Source organism: Lysobacter sp. TAF61, assembly GCF_052113485.1.
Taxonomy (GTDB): domain Bacteria; phylum Pseudomonadota; class Gammaproteobacteria; order Xanthomonadales; family Xanthomonadaceae; genus Lysobacter_J.
Window position 1 is genome coordinate 27,619 of sequence record NZ_JBFRDH010000004.1, and the last position, 25,237, is coordinate 52,855.

A 25,237-nucleotide genomic window follows, 5' to 3' on the forward strand; every position below is an offset into this window, starting at 1 on the left:
AAGTCACGCGGTGGGGCGTCGGCGTCAGCCGCGCGGGATCGCCCGCGCCCGGCTGGCGCGCAGGCTCAGCAGTTCGCGCATCTCGTGTTTCTCGGCCTCGTCCAGTTCGGAGGTGCGGCGCGACTGCAATGCCTCGATGCGCTGCTGGATCGCCTGCTCCTCCAGCCGGCCGATCGAGTCCAGGAACGCCTGCTGGCGTTTGTCGGCATTGTCGAGCACGCGGGCATCGAGCGGCGTCGCAGCCGTGGTCTCCACTGCGCGCGCGGTGGCCAGCTTGGTCAGCGCCGGCGCTTCGCTGCGGTCGGCGAAGTGTTCGAGGATCAGGCCGGTCGAAATGTCGGGGCGCTCGTGCACGAGTTCGACCAGTTCCACCAGCAGGCCGACGCCAGGCTGGTCGAGCGAGGCGAAATGCAGCGACGACGGCACCGCCAGCGCGATGGCCGGTTGCTGCAGCAACAACGTGATGGCGCTGCGCACCAGCGACGGCTTGTTGGCTGTCGGCGTGGCCGGTCGCTGCGGACGCTGCGCAGTGGACTCCGGGCTGTTGGCGCGCGCGCCGACGCCGGTGAGCTCGGTCAGGCGCTGCTTCATCAGGTCGCCGAAGGCGCCGTCTGGAATCTGCGCGAGCAGTGGCTTGGCGCGTTCGGCCAGGCGGCCGCGGCCTTCCAGCGTGCCCAGGTTGACGTCGCTGGACAGCGAGTCGAAGAAGAACTGCGACAGCGGCGTGGCCTCGCGCAGGCGCACTTCGAAACCGTCGCGCCCTTCCTTGCGCACCAGCGAATCGGGGTCCTCGCCGTCGGGCAGGAACAGGAAGAACGCCTGGCGGCCGTCCTTCATGCGCGGCAGCACCGACTCCACGGCTTTCCACGCCGCACCGCGGCCGGCGCGGTCGCCGTCGAAGCAGAAGTAAACGTCCGGTGCGTTGCGGAACAGCAGCTCGGCGTGGTCGGGCGTGGTCGCGGTGCCCAGTGTCGCCACGGCGCAATCGACGCCGTGCTCGAACAGCGCGACGACGTCCATGTAGCCTTCGACGACGATCAGCTTGTCGATCTTGTTGTGCGCCTGGCGCACCTGCCACAGGCCGTAGAGCTCGCGTCCCTTGTGGAACAGCGCGGTCTCGGGCGAATTGAGGTACTTGGGGCCGGCGTCCTTGCCGTCACTGGGGGCGTTGAGCACGCGACCGCCGAACGCGATCGTGCGACCGCGCCGGTCGAGGATCGGGAACATCACCCGGTCGCGGAACTTGTCGTAGATGCGGCCGCTGTCGTTCTTCGAGAACAGGCCGGCGCGTTCGAGCAGCGACATCCGCCGCGGATCGGTGCCGAGCGCATCGCGCAGCGCGTTGAAGCCGTCGGGTGCGTAGCCGATACCGAACTGCTCACGGATGGCGGCGCTGACGTTGCGGCCGTCGAGATAGGCCTGCGCCTTGGCGCTGCCGGCGAGCTGCTTCTGGAAAAACTTCGACGCCGCTTCAACTGCGGCGTAAAGGTCGATGCTGTCGGGATTGACGTTGCGTTGCTGCGTATCGCGCGGCACTTCCATGCCGGTGCGCTTGGCCAGCTCTTCGACCGCGTCGAGGAACTCGAGGCGGTCGTAGTTCATCAGGAAGCTGATCGCGGTGCCGTGCGCGCCGCAGCCGAAGCAGTGATAGAACTGCTTGGTCGGCGAGACCGTGAAGCTGGGCGAGCGCTCGTCATGGAACGGGCAGCGCGCCGAGTACTCCTTGCCCTGGCGCTTCAACGGCACGCGCGACCCGATCAGCTCGACGATGTCGGCGCGGGCGAGCAGGTCGTCGATGAATGCGTCGGGGATGCGGGCCATCGGAGCTTTGTACCGCGTCCTGCGCTGGTGCGGGAGGTGGGTAAACCCGTTCGGCCTGAGCGTAGCGCAGCGAAGTCGAAGGGGCTGCCATGTGGGCGGCCCTTCGACTACGCGCCGTCGGCGCTACGCTCAGGGCGAACGGGGTTTTCCGGCCGCCCACCCGCGGGCGGGGGCGGGAGGTGGGTAATCAGCCCGCCAGGCGCTTCTTCACCAGCACCGACACCTGGCCCATGTCGGCCTGGCCGGCCAGCTTGGCCTTCAGCGGACCCATCAGCTTGCCCATGTCGGCCGGGCCCGTCGCGCCGGTCTCGGCGATGGCTGCGTCGATGGCGGCCAGGATCTCGGCCTCGCCCATCTTGGCCGGCACATAGCGCTCGATCACCACGATCTCATCGCGCTCGACCTGGGCCAGGTCCTCGCGGTTGGCCGCCTCGTACTGGCTGACCGAGTCGCGGCGCTGCTTGACCATCTTGTCGAGCACGGCAATCACGGCGATGTCGTCGAGCTCGATGCGCTCGTCGACTTCGCGCTGCTTGATGGCGGCGTTGATCAGGCGGATCACGCCCAGGCTTTGCTTGTCGCCGCTCTTCATCGCGGCCTTCATGTCATCGGTGAGTCGCGTCTTGAGGCTCATCGGGCTGCTCCCTGGCACGGCAAAGTTAAAAACACGGAAACACAAAAAGCCGGCGGCGCATGGGCGCGGCCGGCTTGTGTGATGCGCTCGAGGACGGGTCCGCGCGCTGCGCGGGGCCCGTTGGGGCGATCAGTACAGGCGCTGACGCTTGGTCACATCGCGCGAGGCGCGACGGGCCTGACGCTTCACCGCTGCGGCGGCCTTGCGCTTGCGTTCCTGGGTCGGCTTCTCGTAAAACTCGCGCTTGCGGGTCTCGGCGAGGACGCCGGCCTTCTCACAGGTGCGCTTGAAGCGACGCAGAGCAAACTCAAAAGGCTCGTTTTCGCGGACTTTGACGCTGGGCATACGTAATCTCGTTTCGGGAACCGGCCCGGGCAGGCCGGGGAAGAGCCGCGCATTATAGCGATGGCCGCCTTGAAGGTGCAACATGGTTCCCCCATCAAGGGCACAGGTCCTTGATTCCAGGCCGGAACCGCGTCTATTGGCGCTGCCGGCACGCTCCTCTCCCCCGGAACCCGTCCCTTGAAAGTCCTAGGCATCGAAACCAGCTGCGACGAGACCGGTGTGGCCGTTTATGACACCGACACCGGCCTGCGCGCGCACGCTTTGTACAGCCAGATCGCCCTGCACGCCGAGTACGGCGGGGTGGTGCCCGAGCTGGCCAGCCGCGACCACGTCCGCAAGCTGCTGCCGCTGGTCCGCCAGACCCTGTCGGAGGCCGGCCTGGCCACCTCCGACATCGACGGCGTCGCCTACACCGCCGGTCCCGGCCTGGTCGGGGCCCTGCTGGTCGGCGCCGGTGTGGCCCGCTCGATGGCCTGGGCGCTGGACGTGCCGGCCATCGGCGTCCACCACATGGAAGGCCACCTGCTGGCGCCGCTGCTGGAAGACGACCCCGCGCGCGGTCGGCCGGAGCCGCCGTTCGTGGCGCTATTGGTATCAGGCGGCCATACCCAGCTCATCCACGTCGAGGCGATCGGCCAGTACCGCCTGCTCGGCGAGACCCTGGACGACGCCGCCGGCGAGGCCTTCGACAAGACCGCCAAGCTGATGGGCCTGCCGTACCCGGGTGGGCCGCAGCTGGCCGCACTGGCCGAGCAGGGCCGGCCGGGGGCGTTCAGGTTTTCCCGGCCGATGACCGACCGGCCCGGGCTCGACTTCAGCTTCAGCGGCCTCAAGACCCAGGTGCTGCTGGCCTGGCGCGACAGCGACCAGTCCGACCAGACCCGCGCCGACATCGCCCGCGGCTTCGAGGACGCGGTGGTCGAGACGCTTGCAATCAAATGCGGGCGTGCGCTGGACGCGGCCGATTGCGGGACGCTGGTGGTCGCCGGTGGTGTCGGCGCCAACAAGCGCCTGCGCGCGCGGCTGGAGGAAATGGCGAACAAGCGCGGCGGTCGGGTCAGCTTCCCGCGGCCGGCGTTCTGCACCGACAACGGCGCGATGATCGCCTTCGCCGGCGCCCTGAGGCTGCGGGCCGGGCAGCATGGCGACCTGGCGGTGCGGGTGACGCCGCGGTGGGACATGGCGACCCTGGACGTGGTGGGTTCTCCGTAACCGCCGACAACGCTACATTCCCCACCCCTGACTTCGTACCGGCCATCGCCCCCATGGACCACGTCTTCATCGAAGGCCTCGAGATCGAGGCGCTGATCGGCATCTACGACTGGGAGCGGCGGATCCGCCAGCCGCTGGTGTTCGACATCGAGATGGCCTTCGATAACCGCATCCCCGCGGCCAGCGATGCCATCGAGGACACGCTCAACTACAAGGCGGTCAGCAAGCGCATCGTCGACTACGTGTCGAATTCCGACTTCGGCCTGGTCGAGACGCTGGCCGAGCGCGTCGCGTCGATCATCCTGGAAGAGTTCGGCGTGAAGCAGGTGCGGCTCAAGCTCAGCAAGCCCGGCGCGGTGCGCGGGGCGCGCGCGGTCGGTGTGTCGATCGAACGTTCGGCGGGCTGAACCGCGCGCATGAGCCATGCCTACCTGAGTCTTGGCAGCAACGTCGATGCCATCCGCCACCTGCGCGCGGCCGTGACGGCGCTGCGCGGACGCTTCGGCGACGTCGTGCTGTCGGCGGTGTATCGCACCCGCGCAGTCGGGTTCGACGGGCCCGACTTCTTCAACGCCGCGGCGATCATCGAGACCGATCTGGAGCCGTCGGCGCTCAACACCTGGCTGCACGATCTGGAAGACCGCCACGGCCGCGACCGCAGCGGTCCGCGTTATGGCGACCGCACGCTCGACATCGACATCGTGCTGTTCGACGACCGCGTGCTCGAAGGCGCCGGCAACCTGCGCATTCCGCGGCCTGAGCTGAAGCATGCATTCGTGCTGCGGCCGCTGGCGGAGATCGCGCCGGATGTGGCCGTGCCCGGGACCGGCCAGACGCTCGCGCAACTGTGGGCGGCGCACCCGGAGCATGGGGCGCAATGGGAGTCGGTGGGCATCTAGGGTTCCCGGGTGTCTGGAATGGGTTGGCCGTCAGGGTTTGATCGCCATGCCACTTGCCCTTGCCGCCGCGCGGCCCGAGGATGCGCTCTCGGTCCATGGGGGATCAGCAAGGGGATTGCGATGTTCGAGAAGTTCTCGCGCAGTTGGGAGCTGGTGAAGGCGAGCGCGGCGGTGCTGCGTTCGGACAAGGAACTGATGGTGTTCCCGATCGTGTCGGCGCTGGCCACGCTGGTGGTGCTGGCGACGTTCATGGTGCCGATGCTGGGCTGGCGCATCTTCCAGCATGGATTCGGCGTGACCGGCATGGTCTGGATGTTCATCTTCTACTTCTGCCAGTACACGGTGATCATCTTCTTCAACTGCGCTCTGGTTGGCGCGGCGATGATCCGGCTGGAAGGTGGCGATCCGACGCTGGCCGACGGCATCAACGCCGCCAAGGCGCGCCTGCCGGCGATCCTCGGCTACGCCGCGATCGCAGCGACGGTCGGCATGTTGCTGCAGGCGCTGCGCAACAAGGAAAACAACTTCCTCGTTCGCCTGCTCGGCAGTGGCCTGGGTGCGGCCTGGACGCTGGCGACCTTCCTGGTTGCGCCGGTGCTGGTCAGCGAGGAGATCGGTCCGGTCGAGGCGCTCAAGAAGAGCGCGAGCCTGCTGCGCCACACCTGGGGCGAGAACGCCATCGGCAACGTCGGCATCGGCCTGGCCTTCAGCCTGATCATGGTCGGCGTCGGCCTGGTCGGCGCGCTGATCGCCTTCGTCGCCGCGCAACTGTCGATGTACCTGGCGGTCGCGGTGGTGATCGTGTTCGTGATCGCGTTGCTGCTGCTGGGCGTCTACCAGGCGGCACTGGGTGGCATCTACTCGGCCGCGCTGTACCGCTACGCGACGCAGGGCGAGGCGCCGCCGGAATTCCAGAACCTGCGTCTGGAGCAGGCGTTCGCGACGAAGTAAGTCTCCCCTCTCCCTGGCCACGTTCGTGGCCGGGGAGGGGTGTCAGGCGTTCAGCAGCCTGCCGCCATCCAGGTGCAGCACCTGTCCGGTGCTGTAGCGCGCATCCATCAACAGCCAGCGAACGGCCTCGGCGACTTCGCCCGGCGTGCCGGTGCGGCCCATCGGCGTGCGGCCGAGCATGGCCTCCTGCGCGGCCGCATTGGCCGACTCCTCCGGCCACAGGATCGCACCCGGCGACACCGCGTTGACGCGTACATCCGGCGCAAGCTCGAGCGCCAGCGCCTTCGTCATCATCAGCAGCGCCGCCTTCGCCATGCAGTACAGCGCGTGTCCGCGCAGCGGGCGTTCGCCATAGATGTCGGTGAGGTTGACCACCGCGCCCTGCGCCGCGCGCAGGTGCGGCGCCGCCGCCTGGGCCAGGAAGAACGGCGCGCGCGCATTGCTGGCGAACAACTGCTCCCACTGCTGCGGCGTGGCCGTGCCGATCGGCGTCGGCGTGAAACTGGAGGCATTGTTGACCAGCGCATCGAGGCGGCCGAAGCGGCCGATGGTGTGCGCGACCAGTTCCGGCAGCCGGTCGTACTCACCCAGGTCGGCCTGCAGCAGCACGGTGCTGCCGGCGCGGGCGGCTTCGAGCTCGGCTGCCAGCGCCTGGGCCTGCTCGCGCGAATCGCGGTAGTGCAGGGCGAGGTCGTACCCGGCGTCGTGCAGGGTGCGCGCGATCTGCGCGCCGATGCGCTTGGCGCTGCCGGTGATCAGGGCGACGGGGCGGTGGGCTGGCATGGTGGCGATTCTCACCTATCTCGCGGCCCGGTCGGGGATAATCCCGCCATGTCGTCACTCCCTCCCCCCGATGCGGACGCGCTGGCCCACAGCGCCCGCCTTGATGCGGTCATCCGCGCCCAGATCGCCGACAACGGCGGCGCCATCGCGTTCTCGCGCTTCATGGAGCTGGCGCTGTATGCGCCGGGCCTGGGCTACTACAGCGCGGGCGCCAGCAAGTTCGGCGAAAGCGGCGACTTCGTCACCGCCCCGGAGATCGGCCCGATCTTCGCCGCCTGCGTGGCCGACAGCGTCGCCCCAGTGATGCAGCAGCTCGGCGCCGGCGCGCGCTTCCTCGAGCTGGGCGGCGGCACCGGCGCCTTCGCCGAGGTCGCGCTCAAGCGGTTGATGGAGCTGGACGCGTTGCCCGACCGCTACGCCATCCTCGAACCCAGCGCGGAACTGCGCGAACGCCAGCGCGAGCGGTTGCAGCAGCGGCTCACCCCGCCGCTGTTCGAGCTGGTCGAATGGCTCGATGCGCCGTTCGGCGATGACTGGGACGGGGTGCTGTTCGCCAACGAAGTCATCGATGCCTTGCCGACGCCGCGCTTCGCCATGGAGGCCGGCGAGGTCTACGAGGAGCATGTCGCGATCGAAGCCGGCGAGCTGGTGCGCGTGCTGCGCCCGGCCGATGCCTTCCTCGGCAACGCGGTGCGTCACCTCGAACGCAACCTTGGCCGCGAGTTCGCCCAGGGTTACCGATCCGAGACACTGCCGCAGCTGCCTTACTGGGTGCAGGCGGTATCGGGCGGCATGCGCAGCGGCGCGATGCTGTTCGTCGACTACGGCTACGTCCGCAGCGAGTACTACCAGGCCGACCGCGACGACGGCACCCTGCGCGCGTTCTACCGCCACCGCATGCACAACGAGCCGCTGCTGTGGCCGGGGCTGCAGGACCTGACCGCGTCGGTCGATTTCACCGCCCTGGCCGAGGCCGGCGTCTCGGCCGGTTTCGACTTCGCCGGCTACTGCTCGCAGGCCAGCTTCCTGCTCGGCAACGGCCTGGCCGGCGTGCTCGAACGCATCGAGCGGATCGCCGACGAGGGCGAACGCCTGCGCCGCACCCAGGAGGTCAAGCGCCTGACCCTGCCCAGCGAGATGGGCGAACGGTTCCAGGTGATGGGCTTCGAGAAGGGCGTCGAGTTCGGCGCGGCGTTCCTCGTCGGCGACCTGAGCTTCCGCCTGTGACGCCGCTGCTGAGGGAACTGCGCTGGCCGCGCCTGTGGCTGGGCCTGTGGCTGCTGATGATCGCTGCGGTCATCGTGACCTCGCTGGTGGCGGCCTCCGACCTGCCACCGCCTGCGTTCGACGGCATCGACAAGTTCGAGCACTTCTTCTCCTATCTGATCCTGAGCGCCTACGGGGTGATGCTGATCGAGCGCCGGCGACCGCAGGCGCTGATGGCAGCCGGGCTGATTGCCCTGGGCGTCGGACTGGAGATCGCCCAGGGCGCCCTGACCACTTCGCGCCAGGCCGACTCGGCCGACGCACTGGCCAACTCGCTGGGTGTGCTGGCCGGGCTGATCCTGGCCGCGACCCCGGTTTCGCGGGGTCTGCAATGGCTGGAGGCGCGGTTTCGATAATGTGACCGCCGTCAAATGGCGACAAAATCGCCATCACGGCACACACGGCAAAGCGAGTGCAGGTATTGCGCAAAGGTTAAGAGATGGTTAAAGCTCGGGGTGGGCTCAACAGGGGGAGTCCGCCCACCCTGAGTGAAGGAACCACCGATGCCTGCCATTACCCGCAATCGCTTGGCCCTGGCTGTCACGGCCAGTCTGGCCGCCAGTCTTTTCAGCTCCACCGTACTGGCCCAGGATCCCACCGCGGCCCAGGTCCGCTCCGAGGCCACCACCCTCGACCGCATCCAGGTCACCGGCTCGCGCGTGCGCGGCCGCACCGCCGAGGACACGGCCGCACCGGTCGACATCATCGGCAAGGAAGAGCTCAACGCCACCGGCGCGATGGAGCTCGGCCAGATCCTGCAGATGCTGGAGCCGTCGTTCAATTTCTCCCGCACCTTCGTCAGCGACGGTACCGACATCCTGCGCCCGGCGACGCTGCGCGCGCTGGGTCCGGACCAGGTGCTGGTGCTGGTCAACGGCAAGCGCCGCCACCAGCAGGCGCTGGTCAACGTGCAGCAGACCATCGGCCGCGGTTCGGCCGGCACCGACATCAACTCGATCCCGGTGTCGGCGATCGAGCGCGTCGAAGTGCTGCGTGACGGCGCTGCGGCGCAGTACGGCTCCGACGCCATCTCCGGCGTGATCAACATCATCCTCAAGGAACAGACCGACCACACCGACCTCTCGGTGGAAGGCTCGCAGTACTACGCCGGCGATGGCGAGATGCTGCACGGTTCGGTCAACACCGGCTTCAAGCTCGGCGGCGACGGCTTCCTCAACCTGTCGGCCGAAGCGCGCAACCGCAACGAGACCAACCGCGCCGGCCCCGACAGCCTGCGCGTGGATCCGCCGCGCGTGACCCAGCGCCTGGGCGATGCCGATGCCAAGGACTACTACCTGTGGTTCAACAGCGGCCTGCCGCTGGCCGGCGGCGAGTTGTACGTCTTCGGCGGCTGGTCCAAGCGTGAGGGCGATTCGTCGGGCTTCTTCCGCAGCGCCGGCGACAACCGCACCGTGCCGGACCTCTACCCCGATGGCTTCCTGCCCAACATCCTGACCACGGTCGAGGACGCATCGATCGCGGTCGGCTTCAAGCAGCCCATCAACGACCGCTGGGATTGGGACGTGTCGGTGGTGACCGCGCGCAACAAGTTCGGTTTCGAGGAAGGCAATTCGGTCAACGTCAGCTGGTGGTACGAGCCGATCAACCCGGCCGATCCGAACAGCGCGATCTACGGCGCCTCGCCGACGCGCGCCGACACCGGCGAGCTGCAATCGGACCAGACCACGTTCAACCTCGACTTCAGCGGTTATGTCGATGGCATCGGCGGCACACCGCTGTACCTGTCGACCGGCCTGGAATGGCGCCAGGACGATTACAAGATCCGTCCGGGCGATCCGGTGTCGTACACGTACGGCCGCAACAACGATCGCAGCGTGGTGATCGTCGGCCAGACCGGCGACATCGCGCAGCCGGGCATGCAGGGCTTCCCGGGCTTCTCGCCGACCGAAGCGGTCGATGACGGACGCGACAGCTGGGCGGTCTATCTCGATGCCGAAACCAACCTGAGCGAGAAATTCCTGCTCGGCGCGGCGGTGCGTTTCGAGGACTACTCGGACTTCGGCAACACCACCACCGGCAAGCTGTCGGCGCGCTTCGACGCCACCGAGACCTTCGCCGTGCGCGGCACGCTGTCCACCGGCTTCCGCGCCCCCGGCGTGCAGCAGCTGTTCTACAGCCAGCGTTCGACCAACCTCAACTCCGACGGCATCCTGACCGACACCCTCACCGCGCGCCAGGACAGCGACGTCACCCGCGCGTTCGGCATCGAGCCGCTGCAGGAAGAGACCTCGACCAGCGGCACGCTGGGCTTCGTCTGGCAGCCCAGCGATCGCCTGTCGGTGAGCCTGGACATCTTCCAGATCGACATCGACGACCGCATCATCTTCTCCAGCAACATCGCGCCCGAGTCGGTCGGCACCGACGGCAACGCGTGCGCGGCCGACAACAGCAACTGCCCGATCCACGCCATCCTCGATCCGATCGGCGTCGGCCAGGTGCTGTTCTTCACCAACGCCATCGACACGCGCACCCAGGGCGTCGACCTGACGGTCAACCACAACACCACCTTCGCCGGCGGCAGCACGCTCAACCTGACCGCGCTGGTCCACTTCAACGACACCGAGGTGCGTGCACGCCGCTCGCAGTCGCCGATCCTGTCGCCGACGCAGCTGTTCGACGACACCCAGGTGACGCTGCTCGAAGAGGGGCAGCCCGGTGCGCACCATGTGTTCCAGGGCATCTGGGAGAACGGTGCATGGCAGTGGACCGGTCGTGCCAACTACTACGGCTCGGTCGCCGGTGAAGGCTTCACGCCGGGCATCAAGCAGACCTGGGGCGGCAAGTGGCTGTTCGACGCGCAGGTCCGCTACGCCATCAACGACGCCATGGCGGTCACCGTCGGCGGCAACAACATCTTCGACCAGTACCCGGACAAGTGGGATCCTGTGACCGGTGCACCGTTCCCGCAGCTCGGGTTCAAGTACGGTTGGGAAACGATGCCGTTCGGAATGAACGGTGGCAGCTACTACGTCCGCTTCGACTATCGCTTCTAGGCGGTAGCGGCGCGCCGGCCCTGTCCCGCAGGGCCGGCAGCGCACGCGGACGAGACCGGACCGAAAGGGGAGAGAAACGCCGGGCGACGGGGAGGTCGTCCGGCGTTGCTTTTTGTGGCCTCAGCGCTTTCCGGTTACCTGCGCGATCGCCTCGATCCGCGCCTTCTGCATCGCCTCGCCCACGGCCGGACCGCTCAACCCTGCGGCCACCTCGTCGGCGCGGATTTTCATCGCCGCCGCATGGGCTGCGCACAGCGCCCGCCCTTGCGGGTAGTCATCGTCCTCGTGCCCGGTACGGCCGCGCTTGTCGGCCTCGCAGGCAGTGGCGATCTGGGCGATGCGCGCGGGCTTGCGGAAGCCATCGCATCGCGCGATCAGCTCGTACACGGTCTTCGCCTTCAGTTCGTCGAAGCGGTGCACGTTGAGGTGTTCGCGGCACACGGCTTCGGCCAGCTGGCGGTGCTCGGTTGGAACCTTGAGGCGCTCGCACAGGACCTTCAGCGGTGTGAGACCGGCGTGCTCATGGCCGACGTGCCTGGGCAGCACATCGGCTGGCGTCAGCGCCTTGCCCAGGTCATGGGTAAGCGCGGCGAAGCCGATCAGCTCGTCACCCGGTGCGAGCCGCGCGGCCATGTCGCAGACCAGTTCGGCATGGACGCCGGTGTCGACTTCGGGGTGGAACTGCGCGCGCTGTGGCACGCCATACAGCGCGTCGACTTCCGGCAACACCGCGGCGAGCGCGCCGGCGTCATGCAGGGTGCGCAGGAAGGCCGAAGGCGCCGGGCAGGTGATGGCGCGGCGCAGTTCCTTCCACACACGCTCGGGAACCAGCGCCGACAGCTCGCCGGACGCCACCATCGTCCGCATCAGCGCCATCGTCTCCGGCGCAATGGCAAAGCCCATCGGCGCGAAACGGGCCATGAAGCGTCCCGCGCGCAACACCCGCAACGGATCCTCGGCGAAGGCCGGGCCGACATGGCGCAAGACGCGCGCCTCGATGTCGCGCACGCCGCCATAGGGGTCCACCAGGTGTCCTTGCTCGTCCTCGGCAATGGCGTTGATGGTGAAGTCGCGCCGTTGCAGATCCTGCTCCAGCGTCACCGACGGGTCGGCATCGACGACGAAGCCGCGGTAACCGCGGCCGCTCTTGCGCTCGGTGCGGGCGAGCGCGTACTCCTCGCCGGTGTCGGGGTGCAGGAACACCGGAAAGTCGAGGCCGACCGCGCGGAACCCTGCCGCCTCCATCGACGCCTGCGTTTCACCGACCACGACCCAGTCGCGGTCGCCAGGCGGCAGGCCAAGCAGGCGGTCGCGGACGGCGCCGCCGACGAGATAGGTCTTCATGCGGGGGATCTTACATGCGGGAATCTTGGGGGAATTGCGCCCGCGCGCGCGGGGCGACGGCCTCAGCAACCCGCCAGGATTTCCGGCAGCCGGGGCTCGATCGTCGTCGGCGTGATGCCGAGCCTGCGCAAGCCATCCTCGAAGCTCACCGAGTCGAGCTGCAGCGAGCGCCAGTTGTCGCGGCTAATGGGCTTGCCGGGAATGAACTCGCCGATGCCGGCCTGCATCCGGCCCAGCGTCTGCGGCAGGCCAAGCACCACGCGGTAGCGGCCGCGCCCGCGCGCTGCCAGGTGGACGATGCGACGCAGCGACATCACGTCCGGGCCGACCAGGTCGTAGCTGTCGCCGATGCTGCGGCGGTCGTCGAGCGCGCGCGCAAACGCCTCGACCACGTCGCCCACCCAGACCGGCTGGAAACGGGCGTCGGCGCGGCCGATCGGAAGCACGGGAGTCAGCCGCAGCAGGGCGTCGAAGCGGCAGAACAGGCCGTCGCCAGGACCGGCGATGACCGAGGGCCGGAACAGCGTCCAGTCCAGGCCGGACGCACGCACGCGCTGTTCGGCGCGGCCGCGCGACTGCAGGTAATGGCTTTCGCCGTGGCCGGCGTTGAGCGCGCTCATCTGCAGCAGGCGGCGCACGCCCATGTCCTTCATCGCGGCGATCAGCGATTCGGTGATGCCGACGAAAACGTGTTCGAAACCGTCGCCGCGGTCGCCCTTCTCGTTGAGGATGCCGATCAGGTTGACCACCGCGTCGGCGTCGTCGAGCACCGCGGAGAGGAATGCGCGGTCGCCGACATCGCCCTCGATCAGGCTCGCGCCCTGCGGGCGCATGGCGCGCTTGCCGGGATCGACGCCGCGACTGAGCACGGTGACGCGATCGCCACCCTGCAACAGGCGCGCGACGAGATGCCGGCCGACAAAACCGGACCCACCCAGGACGACGACATGACGTTGTGCCATGCCGCGAGTTTAAGGTCCTGGCGCTTTCAGCGCTGTGATGGGCGCCTGGGTTGGGCGGCGCGTGGCGCGGGCACATCCGCGGCAGGTGTTGCCGGCTGTGGGCAGACGAACTGCGTGCGTGCGCCGTCGACGCGTCCGCGCATGCGGTCGCTGACCCGGGCCGCGTCGCCGTTGAGGCGCCAGTCGTAGAACACGCTGAAGGCAAGCACGCGGGCGACGTACTCGCGGGTTTCCTTGTAGCTGATCGTCTCGATCCAGAAGTCCGGGTCCATGCCCGGCCGCTGCGACTGCCAGCGCGACAGCGGCGACGGACCGGCGTTGTATCCGGCGATGACCTGGTAGGGCTGGCCGCCGTACTTGTCGAGCAGTTCGCGAAGGTAGGCGGTGCCGAGAATGATGTTGGTGTCCGGGTCGTACAGGCTTTCGGCGCCGCTCCACGGCTGGCCGATGCGGCTGGCGACGCCGGCGCCGGTGCCCGGCAGGATCTGCATCAGGCCCATGGCATTGGCGCTGGAACGCGCGCGTGGGTAGAACACGCTCTCGGCACGGATCTCGGCCGCGACCCAGGCCGGATCGAGACGGTTGCTCTGGGCCTCGCGCCGGATCGTGGCTTCGTGGTGCAGCGGGAAGCGCAGGCCGTACAGGCGCAGTTCGTCCGGCTTGCCCTTGCCGAGCGCGAACACCGCGCGGTCGAACCAGCCGTTGCCCTGCGCCACCTCCACCGCGATGCGGCGCTGCTCGTCATTGAAGCGCGACAGCGCATCGTCCCATTCGCGCACGGCCCAGCCGACGCGGTCGATCTGGAACAGCGCCATCGCCCGCACGATCGCCGGATCGCGCGCGATCGCCGCCTGCGCCGAGGCGCTGTCGTTGGGCAGCCAGGGGCAGACCGCATACGGCAGGTCGAGCTTGTCGGCGGCGAGGAAACCATGGAAGTCGGGCTTCTTCGCTGCTTCGCGAAACAGGCGGTCGGCGCTGGACTTGTTGCCGGCGCGTTCGTTCAGGCGCGCCTCGAAATACATCCAGCGCGTGTCGCTGCGCTGCTTGGCGCCCATCTTGTTGATCGCCGCCAGCGCCGCCGACCAGTCCGAGCGCGCCATGGCCTCGCGTACTCGCCACTCGTGCAGGCGCTCGTCATAGGCCGCCTCGGGCACGGCGTTGAGGCGCCGCGCCGAGTCCGGTTCGTAGGAGGCCACCGACCACAGCGCGATCTGGTACAGCGCGCGGCCACGCTCTTCGTCGCTCAGGCCCAGCGCATCGGCATAGCGCGGCAGCACGGCTTCGGCCGACGCCGGCGAAGCCTTGCCGAACTTCGCCAGCCCTTGCGAGGCGATGGCGCGGCTGCGCGCGGTCTTCGGCCAGGTCAGGGCACGCTCGTGCGGTGCGTCGAGGAAGGCGGCGTAGTCGTTGGCCAGCGCCAGCTGGTCGGCAGGCAGGCCGCGCGCAGCCGCGCGCATGACGCCGGGCTGCCATTCGCCAGCGGCGAGGTCGATCCGTTCCCAGCGCAGCTCCGGGGTCAGTCCGCCCTGTGCAGACAACGCCGCCATCGGTGCATCGCATTCGTCCGGGAGCGATTTGCCGGTGCTGCGCCAGATCGCCTGTGCGTCGCTGGTCCATCCGGCGTCGCTGCGGCCCTGCGCCAGGCGCGCGCTCAGTTCGCCGCAGCGCAATGCCGGGTTCTTGATCTTCGCGTCCCACGCGGCCAGGAATGAACTCCAGTCCTGGCGGCGCGCGGCCGCCGCCAGCCAACCTTCGCGGAACGTATCGGCGACGGCCTGGCCGCTATAGCGCGTCAGGAACGACTGCGCCTGGCTGGCGGAAAGATTGTCGATATCGCGGCGCAGGTTCGCGTACTCGACCCAGCCGTAGAGCGGATGGCGGGCGATGTCGCTGTACTGGCCGGCATCGAAGCGGCCGAGTTCGGCTGCTTCCAGCGCCGCACGCACGCGCGGCAGTTGCGGGTCGACGCTGGCCTTGGGCAGCGCCGGCAACTGCACCGGCGGCGCAGCTGCGGTGCTTTGTGCGCAGGCCGTCGCGGCGAGCGCCACGGTGCACGCAACGAGTACGATTGTGAATGGGCGGGGGAGCATCGTGGGACTATAGCCCAGCGTTGTGAAGCGTCCGTGGCCGTCGCGCGCGATGCAGTCAGGCTGTGTTGTTGTTGCAGATCGCTTCGGCGCACCGGAATTCCAGGGAGTCACATGATCACGGCATTGTTCATCTTCCTTTCGCTCGGCTGCGTCGCCGGTGTTCTCGCTGGATTGCTCGGCGTTGGCGGCGGTCTGGTGCTGGTGGCGGCACTGGCATGGTTGCTGCCTGGAATGGGCGTTCCGAAAGAGGCCGCCATGCATGCCGCGCTGGCCAGCTCGCTGGCGAGCATCGTCCTGACCGCGGCCGCATCGGCGCGCGCGCATGCAGCGCGCGGCAGCGTGTTGTGGCCGACGGTGGCGTGGATGGTGCCGGGCCTGCTGCTCGGCGGCTGGATCGGCAGTGGCCTGGCCGTGCGCATCGACGACAGCGTGCTGCGCTGGGTCGTCGCCGGCTACTGCTTCCTCGCCGCCGCGCAGCTCACGTTCGGACGAGCCCGCGGCAACGGCAGCGGCGATGTGCCGGCGCCGACCGGCGCAACGATGTCGGCGGCCGGGCTCGGCATCGGCGCCGTGTCGGCGGTGGTGGGCATCGGTGGCGGTAGCATGACGGTGCCGCTGCTGGTCTGGCGTGGCGTCGCGCCCGTGCGTGCGGTCGGCACGTCGTCCGCTTGCGGCGTCGCGATCGGTCTTGCCAGCGCGGTCGGCTATGCGCTGCATGCGCCGCCCGGTGCACTGCCGGCGCACGCGGTCGGTTACGTCTACCTGCCAGCCGCGATCGGCGTGGCCGCCGCTTCGGTGCTGGCCGCGCCGTACGGCACGCGGCTGGCGCATCGTCTCAACGGAGACACGCTCAAACGGGTATTCGCCGCCTTCCTCGCCCTGGTCGGCACGAGCCTGCTGCTCGGCGGCTGAGCGCTGCCCCGCGCCTAGAACTTCTTGCTGTAGGTGACCATCGGGCCGCTGCCGTCGGGCAGCAGGCCCATGATCAGCGGGGTCTGGCGGCCATGCGCATAGAAGCCGAAGCCGACTCCGACGGCCGCGCCGACGAGTACATCGCTCTGCCAGTGCGCGTGCACCTTGACCCGGGCCACCGCGTCGTAGGCCGGCAACAGCGCCAGCAGGTACACGCTGGGATGGTCGTGGTGGTATTCGATGATGAAGGGCGTCACCACCGCGCTGATTTCGGCGACCTCGCCACTGGGAAAACTCTGGTGTGGGGCGCCGTCGAAGAAATCGCCTGGATCGGAATTCTCCCTTGGCCGTTCGCGCGAGAACACATACTTCATCGCCGTCGTCGTCACCGCCGTCAGCACGATCGAATCCATCGTCTGATCGAAGGTCCTGCCCATGCGGCTGTCGCTGTCGACGAAGAACGCGCCACCGACGACCGTCACCGCCGCGCCAACTGCAAGCGCCTGCTGGTACTTGCGATCCCAGATGCCGGAGTCGTCGTAGGTGACCATGTGGTCGATCAGCAGCGGCCCGCCGGCCAGCGCCGGCGCCGGTACGAGCACGACGGCAAGGATCATCGTCGCGCGAATGGCGCTGCGATCACCTGACGACAGCACCGCATGCACCTTCGTGCCGAACCTGGTCATCCGCCCGATCTCCGTCAAAGGCGCCAGCGTGTCGCGAGGGTGGATGCTCTTCCTGCAGCTGTCGCAAAAAGGTAGGAGCTGTTAGTCCGGTCGAGGTGAGCGCTCGAGCATACGGTCGAGCAGCAGGAAGGTGGCCGGCATCAGCAGCAGCACCGCCGGCACCGCAACGAGCAGGCCGCAGATGATGGTGATCGCCAGCGGGCGCTGCATCTCCGACGAGCCCAGTCCCAACGCCAGCGGCAGCAGCGCCAGGATCGCGATGGAGGAGGTCATCAGGATCGGTCGCAGGCGCATGGCCGCGGCGCGGTGCAGGTCGGCGGGCGTGATGCGGCGCGTGGTATCGAGCTCGGCGAAGAAGAAGATCGCGACCTCCGTCGCAATGCCCAGCACCATCGTCATGCCGATCATCGACGACAGGTTGAGCTCACTGCCGGTCAGCCACAGTCCGGCGAACACACCCGGCAACGTTGCCAGCACCGTCAGCACGATCGCCATCACGACGCTCGCCCGCTCGTAGAGGAACATCAGCAACGTGGCGACCAGCAGCAGCGCGGAAACGAAGACGACGACCAGCTGCCGGAACGACTGCCGCTGCTCCTCGTACAGCCCGCCGTAGGCGACGCCGACGCCCGGAGCGAGCTTGATCGAGGCCACGCGCTGGCGGACATCGCGCATCGCCGAGCCGAGGTCGCGGCCTTCCAGTCGCGCGGTGACGGCGACTATCCCGCGCAGATCTTCGCGGTCTTCCTGCGCCTGGCCGGATACGACACTGATCGCGGCCACGCGCGAGACCGGCAGGTAATGGCCATCGGGTGAGCGCAGCTGCAGATGGGATACCTGTTCGACGCGGCTGCGGATGTCCTCGGGCGACCAGACGCGGATCCCGATCATCTTCTCGCCGGCCTGGATCTGGCTGGTGACCGTGCCGGCGAGCAGCTGTTCAATCTGTGCGGTGGCGTCGTCCGGGGCCAGACCTTCGAGCGAGGAACGGACGCGATCGACGCGGATGTCGATCGCGTCACCGGCAATGCGGGTGCCGTTGAGGACCTCCACCACGCCGGGGATGCGCGCGATGGCGTCGGCGACGGTGTCTGCGTCCTTGCGCAGGCGTCCGTTGTCGGCGCCGAACAGTTTGATCTCGATCGGTTGCGGCGTGGCGATGAGATCGCCGATCACGTCCTCCATCAACTGCGCCGTCTCGATCTGCAGGCCCGGGACTTCGCTCTCGACCCGCTGCCGCAGCTCGCTCATCACGTCGTCGATGCCGCGACGTGGCCCGGACTTGAGCTTGATGAACATGTCGCCCTCGTTGGCTTCGGTCAGGCCACCGCCCAGTTGCAGGCCGGTACGACGCGAGTAGCTTTCAACCTCCGGCAGCGAACGCACGATCGATTCGACCTGGCGCATCAACCGGTCGGTTTCGCTGAGCGAAGTGCCTGGCGCGGCGCGGTAGTCGAATATGAAACCGCCTTCGTCCATTCGCGGCATGAATCCGCTGCCGATCCGCAGGAACGCCACGACGCCGACCAGGACCAGGACCAGCACCGGCACGATCAGACGCACTGGCCGCTGCATGGCGCGTTCGACGGCATCGACGCCGCGAGATTGCAGCTGGCGCTGCCACGGGCCAGGGTGTTCCAGCGTGGCCGCGTCGCTCGGCCGCAGCAGGGCGCGGGTCAGCAGTGGCACCACCAGCAACGAGACGACGAAGGAAACGGCCAGGGTCGAGGCCATCGTCAGCGCCAGCGGGCGGAAGAAGGCGCCGGCGACGCCGCCGAGGAAGGCCAGCGGCAGGAACACGGTCATCGTGGCCGCCGACGAGCCCGCCAGCGGCCGCAGCATCTGCGCGGCGTAGTCCAGCACCGGTGGCGGGCCGGTGCGGTCGCGGTCCTCGAACAGCCGCCGCGCCATGTGCTCGATCATGACCACCGCGTCGTCCACCACCAGGCCCACGGCGGCGGCCATGCCGCCAAGCGTCATGATGTTGAAGCTCTGGCCGAACGCCAGCAGCAACGCGCAGGTGATCAGCAGCACGACCGGCAGCACCAGGCTTACCACCAGGGTCATGCGCCAGTTGCGCAGGAACAGCAGCAGGATCGCGCCAGCCAGCACCGCGCCGGCGGCGATGGCCTCGACCACGCCACCGGCCGAGGCGACCACCAGCTCGGACTGGTCGTAGTAGGGAACGATGCGGACGTCACGCGGGAACGATGGCAGCAGGCGCTGCAACTGCGCGCGTACGTCGCCCGACAACGCCACCGTGCTGGCGCCGCGCTGCTGCATGACGTTGATCAGGACCGCATCGGTGCCATCGGCATTGACGCGCGTCCATTCGGGCATCTCCCCCAGGCGCACGTCGCCGACGTCCTCCAGTTCGATCACGCCATCGGCACTGCTGCGCAGGACCGTGCGGCGGATGTCCTCGATGCTGCGCAGGCGCGTGTCAGACAGGGCCAGGTAGAGGCGGTAGCGATCCTCGAGCCTGCCGACCGCGGTGACGACGTTGGCCGCGCTAAGTGCCTGCGCGACGTCCACCGGCGAGAGCCCCAGCGACTGCAGGCGCACGGGTTCGAGCAGCACCTGGTACTCGGCTTCGCGCCCGCCGAGCACTTCCACCTGGGCCACGCCCGATACCGACGACAGCGCCGGGGCGAGCTTGAAGTTGGCCAGGTCGCGCAGCTCGGTCAGCGCGCGGTGCGGCGAGGTGACGCTGAAGCCGAGCACCGGAAATACGGTCGGGTCCATGCGCCGGATGGTGAAACTGCTGCCGGCCGGCAGCGCGGCGACCATGCGCGCGACCACGGCGTCGGCCTGCAGCAGGGCCACCATCATGTTGGTGTTCCAGTCGAACGAGAGCGAGATGTCGGCCTCTCCCCGGCTGCTGGTGGAGCGGATGCGGGTGACGTTGGGAACGGCGCGCAGCGCCTGTTCCAGTGGTCGCGTCACCTCCACCACCATGCGGTCGACGGGACGGTCGCCGGCATCGACGGCGACGACGATGCGCGGGAAGCTGGCCAGCGGAAACAGGCCGACCGGGATCAGGCGGATGCTCAACGCGCCCAGCGCCGCGAACAGCACAAAGGCCAGCAACACCGATCCGCGATGATTCCAGAGCCAGCGCGACATCAGCGATGTCCTGGCGTCTCGACGACGACCTTCATGCCGTCCTGGAGTTCGTAATTGCCCTGCACCACCACGACGTCGCCAGCCTTGACGCCGGAGGTGACCGCGACCCGCTCGCCATCGTCATCGTCGACGGCCACGTTGACCTTGTGCGCGGCCGCTGCGCGCACGAGAAAAACGTGCGGCGTGCCGGCGTCCAGCAGCACCGCCGATCGCGGCAGGCTGAGCACGGCGCGGGGACGGGTGGTGTCGATCTCGGCGCGCACCGTGGTGCCGGGCAGCAGGTCCTGCGTTGGCGGCACGCGCACCAGCGCCTGGCTCAGGCGCGACTGCGGATCGACCTGGCGCAGGATCCGCATGATGTTGCCGGCAACGCCGGTGTCGGGCGCGTAGCTGGGATGCAGCGTCACCGGTTGGCCCAGTGCGATCTGGGCCAGGTCGGCCGGCTCCACGCCCAGGCGCACCTCCAGGTCGGCGCTGTTGCCAAGGTGCACGAGCGCGGCGCCGGCCGCGGCGATGTCGCCGCGGTTCACATCCACCGTCGTCACTGCCAGCTCGCGCGGCGCGGTGATCAGGTGCGCGCCCGGGGCAGCACCGCGGGCGACGGCGTCCTTCCACGCGGCCTGGGCATTGAGTGCGCCCTGGCGCGCAGTGGCCATGTCGGCATTGGTGGCCAGGTGCTGGGCGAACATGCGCTCGGCGCGCTGCAGCTCGCGCGCCGCAGCGTCCTGGTCGGCCCGCGCACGTTCCCATTCGAGTACCGAATCGGGCGTCGCGCGTACCCGCAGCAATGGCTGGCCGGCATGGACGTCCTGGCCGGCCACGACCATCACCTCTTCGATCGCAACCTGCGCGCCGGTCGTCACGATCTGCTGCGACTGCGGCGCGAAGGCGACCGTGCCGTAGGCCGTGAGCGTGCGGTGCATCGGCCGGATGGCGGCGACTTCCACCTGCACCCGGGCCGTGCCGGCAGGGCCTGCGTCATCGGCGGCATCGGCGCCCGGGGCGCCGTCATGGCACGCCGCGAGCAGCAGCGGCAGCAGCACCGGGAGGAGAGATTTCAGGCGAATCATTGCGCATCCCATAACAATCGTCCGGCGGCGGTTTCGAGCGCGACTTCGCCTTCCGAGCGGGCCTGTTCAAGCCCCATCAAGGCGAGCCGCTTGTCGAGCAAGGCCGAGCGCACCGTTTCGTAGGCCGTCACTGCGACATCGCCCTTCGCACTGGCCTGGGCGAGCACGTCGGCAGCCTGTTGCAGCGTCGGCAGCTCGGCGGCCAGCGCATGCTGCTGGGCATCGAGCTGCCTGAGGTCGTCGAGCTGGGCGGCAAGATCCGAGCGCATCTGCAGCAACCGGGCGACGTACTCGTCGGCCAGCTGTGTGCGCGTGGCGCCGGCCACCGAGATCCCGCCGCGGTTGCGGTTCCACAGAGGCAAGCTGAAATCCACGCCAAGCCCGGTCGTCCACACGTCGCCGGTGTCGCGCGCGCGGTTGATGCTCAGCTGCGGTAACGGCAGTGCACGGCGGGTTTGCAGGTGCAATCCCAGCTCTGCCGCGGCGTAACCCTCCTGCAGCGCCAGCACGTCCAGGCGCTGGTGAGCTGCGTCGTTGGCAAGCGCGGCCACGTCAGTCGCCAGCACAGGGCGAGGCGGCGGCAAGGGCGCCAAGGCAAAGCGACTGTCCGCTGGCACGCCAAGGGCGGCATTGAGTTCATGACGTGCCGCGAGCGCCTGCCGTTCGAGCTCGAGCGTGCGCGTCTGCGCGTCGACGAAGCCGACCTGGTAGACGCTGACATCGTCCAGGCGCGCATCGCCGCGCCGCATGCTGTCGCGATTCAGGTGGTACAGCGCCATCGCGGCGTCGCGCGCCTGCGCGGCGATGGCCGCCTGCTGTTCCAGCGAAGCGATCCTGCGCGCGAGGATGCGGACGTGGTTGAGCGCGAGCCACTCGTTCCAGGCGACGTCCAAGTGCACCTGCCCGGTGGCGTGCTGCTGCCCGGCAACCTGCAGATGGCGGGTGAACAGCGAGGCCAGGTCGAACACCAGGCCGGCAGCCAGCGCGGTCGTCACGTCGGGCCCACTGGTCGGGCGATCGACTGCAAGTGACAGCTGTGGATCGGGCACCAGCCCCGCGGCGAACAACTGCGCATCGGCGACGCCGGCCTGCGCCCGCAGCGCCACCAGGTCCGGGCTGGCGAGCAGTGCCAGCCGCGCCACATCGAGGTCGCTCAACGGACGGTCCAAGTCGATCTCGTGCGGCGGCAGGCGCGGATGGATGACCGCAGGTGTGGAGACGTCCGGTACGCCGCGCGCCAGGATCGCCTCTGGCGACGGCAACGGTGCCGCTCGATAGGTGGCGCAACCGGGCAGCGCGGCCAGCATCGCGAGGGCGAGCAGCGCGAGCGCCGGCAGCGCGGGGGTCTGCAGTGCGAGGCGAATGGTCGGGCGCATCAATCCGGTCGCGCAGGCGATGGCGGCCTCGCTGCCTTGTCTACTGCGGCGCGATGCGCGCGCGACGGGCGGTCCATCCGCATCCCCAGGTATACCGCCAGCACGCAGATCCAGCACACGGCGGCCGACCACAGGTCATGCGAGAGGAAGTGGGCGCCACGAAGCTGTTGAGTGGTGCCGAACAGCAGGCCGAAACCAAGGGCGGTGGCAAGTCCGAGCCAGCGCAGCCGCGGATGCGTCGTCAGGAAGAAAAAGTACAGCGACAACCAGCAGTATCCGGCGCTGGCATGCGCGGCCGGAAAGCACGCGCCCTGGTGGCCGGCGATGCGTGGGCCGAACAGGCTGTGGTAGTGCTGCAGGCCGCCAAGGCCGATCACGTTCCAGGGGCAATCCATGTTCGTCCAGGTCTTCATCCACGCCACGGTGGCGGCGGCCACTGCGGTCGCCATCAGCAGGTACGCAAGCGGCCTGCGCAGCAACGCAAGTGGTGCGCGCAACAGCGTGACGATCCACAGCACCAGCACGCACAGCCACGCCAGCACGCTGAGCAGGCGCCCACCGGTGTGGATCACGGTCTCGGCGATGAAGGAATCCTTCAGCGCCCACGCATTGCCTTCCCACGCGTAGAGCACACGGGCAAGCTTCTGGTCGATCCCGAGCGCAAGCATCGCGACCGCCACGGCGACGAACACGAGCAAAGGCCATAGCAGGTGCATGGCCAGGAAGCGTGAGCGACCCATTGCGATGCGAGGCAGACCGAGCCGGCCGCTGTTGCTTAGCTCTGCACTGGAAGGCATTGGGCATGGCTCACGCCACCGATACGCGAGCCATCCTCTGCGGCGCGATGTCGTAATGGTGTCGGAAGCGTGCGAGCGCCATTCGCGTTCGTGCGCGCTGGCATTTGCCCCGTGCAATTTCGATTGCATGCGCGTGCGCAGCGTTGGATGATCGGCGGCGCTCAACGTCCACGTCCACGACCAGGCTCCGGCTCGAGGCAGCGATGACAGCGATGACAGTGTCCGCAGGGAAATTGTCGAATGCATGGATCGCGATCCTCGCGCTCGTGCTGGCATTCACGTTCCTCGGCTCACGAGGTCTCTGGGATCCGGACGAAGGCCGCTACACCAATGTCGCGCTGACCATGCTCGACAGCGGCAACTGGCTCGATCCGATGCGCAACGAGGACACCGGGCACTGGTCCAAGCCGCCGGTCACCTACTGGCTGGTCGCGGCAAGCGTGTCGGTGTTCGGTCGCAACGAGTTCGCGGCGCGATTGCCCAGTGCGCTGGCGTACCTGCTTTGCATCGCACTGGCATGGCGTTGCGCACGGCGGCTGGCACCGGGCGCGGAAGCAGAGGCGGCGCTGATCTACGCGACGATGATCCTGCCTTACTGCGCCGGACAACTGGTCACCACCGACTTTCCGATGACCGCGGCGCAGACGCTGGCGGTGTATGCATTCGTTGAGCACCGCTTCGGAACGCCGGGCACGCGATGGGTGCTGCTGATGTGGGCGGCATTCGCGCTTGCGTTCATGACCAAGGGGCCGCCGGCGCTGCTTCCGCTGGCCCCGATCATGGCCTTGCAGTGGCTGGCGCCTTCCGGGCAGCGGCGGAACTGGCTGGCACACGCTGCCGGTGTCCTGGTTTTCCTGGCGCTGGTGCTGCCGTGGTTCATCGCGGTGTCGCTGCGCCATCAAGGGTTGCTCGGCTACTTCCTCGGCGCGGAGGTGGTGGATCGCGTCAGCAGCGACCGCTTCCGGCGAAACGGCCAGTGGTATGGCTGGGCGGTCGTGTACGTGCCAACCCTGGCCGTGGGCGCGCTACCCTGGCTGGCTCCGGCAGGGCGCTGGGCGTGGCAGTTACCGTCGCAGTTGCGTGCATGGAGCACGCGGGTGGCGCGGCAGGCGCAGGCGCGCGGCCTCTTCGTCGCGCTGTGGCTGCTGCTGCCGTTGCTGGCCTTCTGCATTGCCCGATCGCGACTGCCGCTGTATCTGCTGCCCGTCTTCGTACCGCTGGCGCTGGCCATTGCCGCACAGCGCCAGCACGAACAGCGGCAGATTCTGCGACTGGCGTGGCTGCTGGCCTGGCTGGTGCTGATGGTGTTGTTGCGGGTGGTGGCCGCGCAGGTGCCCTCGCGCCAGGACGAGTCGGCCTGGGCAGAGGCGATCCGGTCCCGCGTCAGCACGCCGATTTCAGAGGTCGTGTTCGTCGAGGACTCGCCCCGCTACGGCCTGCATCTGTACCTGGACACGGAGATCGAGTCGCTGTCGCTGGCGCCGCTGCCGCAATCTCGATTCAACCCGAAGTACGACGAGCCGCTGATCCGCGAACTCGAGGAGGCCGGCGAGGAGTCCGGGCTGGTCTACGTGGCCAGGCAGGAACTGTGGCCTGAACTGCAGCGCCGGATCGCCGGCTATGGCTATTCGTCCAGGCAGTTCGGCGCGCCGTACCGGGGCAGGGTGATCTTCGAGGTGAATCTGCCTGCGAACCGGCGACCGGCGGAAGCCGCAGCACCCAGGGAAAGCCGTTGATCCGCGCCGAATCGCGCCGATCAGGCGAAAAAGGGGCGCCGAGCTGTCGCCCTCGACCATAGGCCGCGGCAATCGAGGCCTGATCACTGTCCATAAATTGGCCTGACGGCCCCGGGGCGGCCTTGAACGGCAGTCGGTGTTGGTCGCGTTCGAACGCTTGGCAGCAACCCATTCTTCAAAGAACTGCAGTGTATTCAACTGCTTGCATGCTGC

General features: G+C 68.5%; 21 protein-coding genes. 9 read left to right on the forward strand and 12 right to left on the reverse strand.

All coding sequences use genetic code 11. From position 1 onward, the window contains the following. Positions 1 to 24: 24 nt before the first annotated feature. The 3 genes from dnaG to rpsU all read right to left on the reverse strand — a co-directional run bounded on the left by dnaG (position 25) and on the right by rpsU (position 2,800). A complete protein-coding gene (gene dnaG / locus AB4Y64_RS10290; protein WP_441816366.1) occupies positions 25 to 1,821 on the reverse strand; it encodes a DNA primase in 1,797 nt (598 codons plus the stop codon). Between the two features lie 187 nt (positions 1,822 to 2,008). After that, positions 2,009 to 2,455: a GatB/YqeY domain-containing protein gene (locus AB4Y64_RS10295; RefSeq protein ID WP_441816367.1), complete on the reverse strand. Its 447-nt coding sequence runs from the start codon at positions 2,453 to 2,455 to the stop codon at positions 2,009 to 2,011. A gap of 129 nt (positions 2,456 to 2,584) precedes the next feature. Next, a complete protein-coding gene (gene rpsU, locus AB4Y64_RS10300; RefSeq protein ID WP_031371286.1) occupies positions 2,585 to 2,800 on the reverse strand; it encodes a 30S ribosomal protein S21 in 216 nt (71 codons plus the stop codon). Positions 2,801 to 2,977: 177 nt separating this feature from the next. On the opposite strand from rpsU, the gene tsaD reads away from it, so the two are divergent. The 4 genes from tsaD (at position 2,978) to AB4Y64_RS10320 (ending at position 5,862) form a co-directional block, all read left to right on the forward strand. Next, a complete protein-coding gene (gene tsaD, locus AB4Y64_RS10305) occupies positions 2,978 to 4,012 on the forward strand; it encodes a tRNA (adenosine(37)-N6)-threonylcarbamoyltransferase complex transferase subunit TsaD (RefSeq protein ID WP_441816368.1) in 1,035 nt (344 codons plus the stop codon). 53 nt (positions 4,013 to 4,065) lie between these two features. After that, on the forward strand, positions 4,066 to 4,419 hold the full coding sequence (gene folB, locus AB4Y64_RS10310; RefSeq protein WP_441816369.1) for a dihydroneopterin aldolase: 354 nt from the start codon (positions 4,066 to 4,068) through the stop codon (positions 4,417 to 4,419). 9 nt (positions 4,420 to 4,428) lie between these two features. Then, the gene (gene folK, locus AB4Y64_RS10315) at positions 4,429 to 4,911 is read left to right on the forward strand and encodes a 2-amino-4-hydroxy-6-hydroxymethyldihydropteridine diphosphokinase (RefSeq protein ID WP_441816370.1); all 483 of its coding nucleotides are present in this window, start codon (positions 4,429 to 4,431) and stop codon (positions 4,909 to 4,911) included. A 120-nt stretch (positions 4,912 to 5,031) separates the two neighbouring features. Beyond that, positions 5,032 to 5,862, forward strand: a complete 831-nt coding sequence (locus AB4Y64_RS10320) for a DUF6159 family protein (protein WP_441816371.1) — start codon at positions 5,032 to 5,034, stop codon at positions 5,860 to 5,862. Positions 5,863 to 5,904: 42 nt separating this feature from the next. On the opposite strand, the gene AB4Y64_RS10325 is transcribed toward AB4Y64_RS10320, so the two are convergent. Continuing rightward, complete coding sequence (locus tag AB4Y64_RS10325) at positions 5,905 to 6,645, reverse strand: pteridine reductase (protein WP_441816372.1); 741 nt, start codon at positions 6,643 to 6,645, stop codon at positions 5,905 to 5,907. Between the two features lie 48 nt (positions 6,646 to 6,693). Between AB4Y64_RS10325 and AB4Y64_RS10330 the strand changes: the two genes are divergently transcribed. From AB4Y64_RS10330 to AB4Y64_RS10340, 3 genes are all read left to right on the forward strand, one after another. Continuing rightward, on the forward strand, positions 6,694 to 7,872 hold the full coding sequence (locus AB4Y64_RS10330; protein WP_441816373.1) for a class I SAM-dependent methyltransferase: 1,179 nt from the start codon (positions 6,694 to 6,696) through the stop codon (positions 7,870 to 7,872). Continuing rightward, the gene (locus AB4Y64_RS10335) at positions 7,869 to 8,267 is read left to right on the forward strand and encodes a VanZ family protein (protein ID WP_441816374.1); all 399 of its coding nucleotides are present in this window, start codon (positions 7,869 to 7,871) and stop codon (positions 8,265 to 8,267) included. Before AB4Y64_RS10330 ends, AB4Y64_RS10335 begins: the two co-directional genes overlap by 4 nt. Before the next feature lie 147 nt (positions 8,268 to 8,414). Beyond that, complete coding sequence (locus tag AB4Y64_RS10340; RefSeq protein ID WP_441816375.1) at positions 8,415 to 10,925, forward strand: TonB-dependent receptor plug domain-containing protein; 2,511 nt, start codon at positions 8,415 to 8,417, stop codon at positions 10,923 to 10,925. 120 nt (positions 10,926 to 11,045) lie between these two features. Here the strand turns inward: AB4Y64_RS10340 and AB4Y64_RS10345 are convergent, their stop codons facing one another. The 3 genes from AB4Y64_RS10345 to AB4Y64_RS10355 form a co-directional block, all read right to left on the reverse strand. Continuing rightward, positions 11,046 to 12,269 (reverse strand): multifunctional CCA addition/repair protein, encoded by a 1,224-nt coding sequence (locus AB4Y64_RS10345; RefSeq protein WP_441816376.1) that lies wholly within the window; start codon positions 12,267 to 12,269, stop codon positions 11,046 to 11,048. Between the two features lie 62 nt (positions 12,270 to 12,331). Next, positions 12,332 to 13,231, reverse strand: a complete 900-nt coding sequence (locus tag AB4Y64_RS10350) for a complex I NDUFA9 subunit family protein (RefSeq protein WP_441816377.1) — start codon at positions 13,229 to 13,231, stop codon at positions 12,332 to 12,334. Between the two features lie 26 nt (positions 13,232 to 13,257). Beyond that, the gene (locus AB4Y64_RS10355; RefSeq protein WP_441816670.1) at positions 13,258 to 15,300 is read right to left on the reverse strand and encodes a transglycosylase SLT domain-containing protein; all 2,043 of its coding nucleotides are present in this window, start codon (positions 15,298 to 15,300) and stop codon (positions 13,258 to 13,260) included. A gap of 132 nt (positions 15,301 to 15,432) precedes the next feature. Between AB4Y64_RS10355 and AB4Y64_RS10360 the strand changes: the two genes are divergently transcribed. Next, entirely contained in the window at positions 15,433 to 16,233 is an 801-nt protein-coding gene (locus AB4Y64_RS10360; protein ID WP_441816378.1) for a sulfite exporter TauE/SafE family protein, read from the forward strand. A 14-nt stretch (positions 16,234 to 16,247) separates the two neighbouring features. Here the strand turns inward: AB4Y64_RS10360 and AB4Y64_RS10365 are convergent, their stop codons facing one another. The 5 genes from AB4Y64_RS10365 to AB4Y64_RS10385 all read right to left on the reverse strand — a co-directional run bounded on the left by AB4Y64_RS10365 (position 16,248) and on the right by AB4Y64_RS10385 (position 23,453). Next, positions 16,248 to 16,919: a phosphatase PAP2 family protein gene (locus AB4Y64_RS10365; protein ID WP_441816379.1), complete on the reverse strand. Its 672-nt coding sequence runs from the start codon at positions 16,917 to 16,919 to the stop codon at positions 16,248 to 16,250. A gap of 81 nt (positions 16,920 to 17,000) precedes the next feature. After that, positions 17,001 to 20,045, reverse strand: a complete 3,045-nt coding sequence (locus tag AB4Y64_RS10370; protein ID WP_441816380.1) for an efflux RND transporter permease subunit — start codon at positions 20,043 to 20,045, stop codon at positions 17,001 to 17,003. After that, positions 20,045 to 21,115 carry an efflux RND transporter periplasmic adaptor subunit gene (locus tag AB4Y64_RS10375; RefSeq protein WP_441816381.1) on the reverse strand — a complete coding sequence of 357 codons (1,071 nt, stop codon included), beginning with the start codon at positions 21,113 to 21,115 and terminating at the stop codon, positions 20,045 to 20,047. Before AB4Y64_RS10375 ends, AB4Y64_RS10370 begins: the two co-directional genes overlap by 1 nt. Next, entirely contained in the window at positions 21,112 to 22,491 is a 1,380-nt protein-coding gene (locus AB4Y64_RS10380; protein ID WP_441816382.1) for a TolC family protein, read from the reverse strand. Before AB4Y64_RS10380 ends, AB4Y64_RS10375 begins: the two co-directional genes overlap by 4 nt. After that, a complete protein-coding gene (locus tag AB4Y64_RS10385; protein ID WP_441816383.1) occupies positions 22,491 to 23,453 on the reverse strand; it encodes a phosphatase PAP2 family protein in 963 nt (320 codons plus the stop codon). Before AB4Y64_RS10385 ends, AB4Y64_RS10380 begins: the two co-directional genes overlap by 1 nt. A gap of 38 nt (positions 23,454 to 23,491) precedes the next feature. Here AB4Y64_RS10385 and AB4Y64_RS10390 point away from each other — a divergent pair, with 38 nt between their 5' ends. Further along, positions 23,492 to 25,024 (forward strand): ArnT family glycosyltransferase, encoded by a 1,533-nt coding sequence (locus tag AB4Y64_RS10390; RefSeq protein ID WP_441816384.1) that lies wholly within the window; start codon positions 23,492 to 23,494, stop codon positions 25,022 to 25,024. Positions 25,025 to 25,237 lie beyond the last annotated feature (213 nt).